Genomic DNA, 3404 nt, shown 5'->3' with positions numbered 1-3404 from the left:
TTGCCCCCCCCCCCCCCTACAACAACCCCCCGACACCACACTTTTTCCCCCCCCCCCCGCTCTGGCCATCCCCCGGGGGGTTTTACACCCAAACCGGGGGGGGCCCCCGCGCCAACAGCGCGGGGCACCCACCTGGTTACTGATGTCGTGGCTGTGCCGGCCTACCAGCGGTACCAGCGGCCGCTTCCGCCCTTGGGACGGGCGATGAACCCGACCAGCCAGACGACCAACACGATGATCGCGATCCACCACAGGGCCTTCAGGGCGAAGCCCGCACCGAAGAGGATCAGAGCCAGCAGAAGTACGAGAAGCAGGGGAACCATAGTTATCAACCTCCGAGCCATCGAATGCCCCGACCGGTCCCGCTGACACGCCTCCGACATGCTTGTTTACAGAATTCTTATCGGGGAAATCGCTTGCGTCCCTCTGTACGCCAGAACGCCTCGCCGAACCCGCCGCGCCACCACGCTGCCGACTCCGGAAGCCGCCGGTCAGGGCGACACCCTGGCCTCTCACCGCATCCATCGCGCGAGCCGCCCGCCCCCATCCCGCGCCCGAAAGCGAACTCCGTCGCCCGTCGCCCGTCGCCGTGGAAGCTAGACGCGCGGGGAAACACGCACCCGGCCCTCGCCCGCGCGCGGCCGGACGCGCGAGACCACCCCTCGCGCCCACCCCTGACCGGCACGCCAGAGCGCCGACCCCGCACGCCGTGCCCCTACGAACGACACCCCGCGCGGTGTCTCCTCCCACCGCCCCTGCATCTCCCGTTCGAACCGGTCCGTGACCACCGTGGTCCCACCACCGTGCGCCATGACACCTCACCTCTCCCGTCACCATCCAGGCACCTGCCCAGGCCAATCAGCCGACCCGGACCAGCCTGTAGGCTGATTGGCCTGGAAGGCAGGGCCAATTCAGGGAGGTTGGTATGGCAGGGATCCCCGTGGTCCGGTCCGTGGACACCGTCGGCACCGCGGTCCGTACGCTCGGCAGCCGCCAGCTCGCGGGGCAGGTCACCGCGCTCACCGGCCCGCGCCCCGGCTACCGCGCCCTTGCCCAGGGCGTCCGCACCCTCCTTCTCGACGGCCGGATCCCCCTGCACACCCGGCTCCCCGCCGAACGCGAGCTGGCCACCGCCCTGGAGGTCAGCCGGGCCACCATCACCGCCGCATACGACCTGCTTCGCGAGGGCGGCTACGCGCTGAGCCGGCGGGGCGCGGGCACCTGGACGGGGCTTCCCGACGGCGCGGCCCCGGCCAATGTGGCCCGTTACCAGGCACCCGACGGCGTCATCGACCTGGCGATGGCCGCCCCGAGCGCCCCGGCCGCGGAGCTCGCCGCCGCGTTCGCGCAGGCCGGGCCCGAGCTGGCCCGTCACGCCGCCGGCAACGGCTACCACCCGCTCGGCCTGCCGGAGCTGCGTGCCGCCGTCGCCGAGCGCTACACCCGGCGCGGTCTGCCCACCCTGCCGGAGCAGATCCTCATCACCACCGGCGCCCAGTCCGCCGTGTCCCTGGTGGTGAACCTCCTCGGCCGGCCCGGCGACCGCGCCCTCGTCGAAAGCCCGTCCTACCCCAACGCCCTCGACGCGGTGCGCCACGCCGGGCTGCGGCTCACCCCCGTACCGGTGACGGAGGACGGCTGGGACATCGAGCTCCTGGAGTGCACGCTGCGCCAGACCGCGCCCCGGCTCGCCTACCTCATCCCCGACTTCCAGAACCCGACCGGCGCCCTGATGAGTACCGAGCAGCGCGCCCGGCTGCTGCGCGCGGCCCGCGCCACCGGCACCTGGCTGCTCATCGACGAGACCATGGCCGAGATGGCCCTGGAGGGGCGGGCCCCGGCGCCGTTCGCGTCCCTGGCCCACCAGGGCGAGTCGGAGCAGCTCGTCACGGTCGGTTCGCTCAGCAAAACCCACTGGGGCGGGCTGCGCATCGGCTGGGTACGGGCGGGCTCACGGCTCGTCAACGAACTGGCCGCGCTGCGCATCCACGTGGATCTTGCGACCTCCCTGGTCGACCAGGTGCTCGCCGGGGCCCTGCTGGCCGGCATGGACGACGTCCTCGCCGCGCGGCTGCCGCAGCTGCGCGCACGGCGGGACGCGCTGGCCGACGCCGTCGGGCGCCATCTGCCGGAGTGGCGCTGGCGGACACCGGCCGGCGGGCTCAGCCTCTGGGTCGACCTGGGTCGGCCGATCGCGGGAGCGCTGGCCGAGGCGGCCCTCGGCCACGGCGTGAACCTCCAGCCCGGCTCCCGCTTCGCCGCCGACCCGGGCACCCACGAGCACCGGCTGCGCCTCCCCTTCGTCCACGAGCCGGCCCTCATGGAGGAAGCGGTGCGCCGCCTGGCCGCGACCCTCGACGCGGGCCTGCCCGCGTTCACCGGAGAGCAGAACCGCCCGCACTGGGTGGCCTGAACTCCCCTGCTCCATCAGGCGACATCGGAGGGGTTCAGGGGGTTCAGGGGGTTCAGGGGGTTCAGGGGGTTCAGGGGGTTCAGGGGGTTCAGGGGGTTCAGGGGGTTCAGGGAGCCCAGGGAGTCCAGAGCAGCGCAAGGGAGTTCGGGGGGAGTTCAGCCACGTCGCGGTCGCTCCTCTCGCTCACGGGCGGATCGGCGGATCGCCGAATAACTCCACCGCCTTGCGTACGTCCGTGACCGCGCCGGCCAGCGCGCTGACCGAGCCGATCGACCCCGCGATCAGCAGCAGCGAGCGCCGCAGCCGGGGCACCTCGGGCACCCCGCTGATGGCCATCGCGTCCAGCGCCGCCAGCTCGTCCTCGGCCACGGCCCGGTCGGGAAACTCCGCCGGATGACCCGCCAGCTGCCGGCGCAGCCGGGACACGGCCGCCCGCAACTCGCTCACTCTGGGGTCCTCGCCACTGCCGGTCACGGCCCTCTGCTCCACGCCTCGCAACAAAAGTCCTCCCCCACGCACGTCCTTGTGCAGGTGTTCAGAACCCGTGCAGCGAAGGTCAACTGCCGGGATGCGCGGGTCAGTTAACGCCATGCGGTGTGTCGTGCGCCACTACGGGGACGGAATTCGACAGAAGCGGCAGGTATATGTGGGGCCATGACGCAACCAACGACAAATGCCGCACAGGTCACGGCGGTGCTGCTCGCCGCGGGCGGCGGGCGGCGGCTCGGCGGCCGCCCCAAGGCGCTGCTGGCGCACCGCGGCCGCCCGCTCGTCGAGAACGCCGTACGCGTGCTGCGCGAGGGAGGGTGTCGCACGGTGTACGTGGTGCTGGGCGCCGCGGCCGACGAGGTGCGGGCCCGCGCCGATCTGGCGGGGTGCGTCCTGGTCGACAACCCCGACTGGGGCGAGGGCATGGGCTCCTCACTGCGTACGGGTCTCGATGCGCTGGCCAGGGCGGCCGACGAGCGAGGGGACGCGGGCAGCGTGGCGG

The 3404-nt window shown here is 72.7% G+C and carries 4 protein-coding genes; 2 read left to right on the top strand and 2 right to left on the bottom strand.

Going from position 1 to position 3404, the window contains the following annotated elements:
* Nucleotides 1-161 precede the first annotated feature (161 nt).
* Complete coding sequence (locus AB0D31_RS08540) at nucleotides 162-323, bottom strand: hydrophobic protein (RefSeq protein ID WP_267054796.1); 162 nt, start codon at nucleotides 321-323, stop codon at nucleotides 162-164.
* 602 nt (nucleotides 324-925) lie between these two features.
* Here AB0D31_RS08540 and AB0D31_RS08535 point away from each other — a divergent pair.
* Nucleotides 926-2413: a PLP-dependent aminotransferase family protein gene (locus AB0D31_RS08535; RefSeq protein WP_362718842.1), complete on the top strand. Its 1488-nt coding sequence runs from the start codon at nucleotides 926-928 to the stop codon at nucleotides 2411-2413.
* Between the two features lie 183 nt (nucleotides 2414-2596).
* Here the strand turns inward: AB0D31_RS08535 and AB0D31_RS08530 are convergent, their stop codons facing one another.
* Nucleotides 2597-2902: a DUF5955 family protein gene (locus tag AB0D31_RS08530; RefSeq protein ID WP_362718841.1), complete on the bottom strand. Its 306-nt coding sequence runs from the start codon at nucleotides 2900-2902 to the stop codon at nucleotides 2597-2599.
* A 165-nt stretch (nucleotides 2903-3067) separates the two neighbouring features.
* Here AB0D31_RS08530 and AB0D31_RS08525 point away from each other — a divergent pair.
* The coding region (locus tag AB0D31_RS08525) for an NTP transferase domain-containing protein (RefSeq protein WP_362718839.1) at nucleotides 3068-3404 on the top strand (337 nt) is incomplete at its 3' end.

It is taken from the genome of Streptomyces sp. NPDC048361 (assembly GCF_040651795.1).
Lineage (GTDB): Bacteria > Actinomycetota > Actinomycetes > Streptomycetales > Streptomycetaceae > Streptomyces.
The sequence above is the reverse complement of the archived record's forward strand: the minus strand, read 5'-3'. Positions and strand labels throughout refer to the sequence as shown.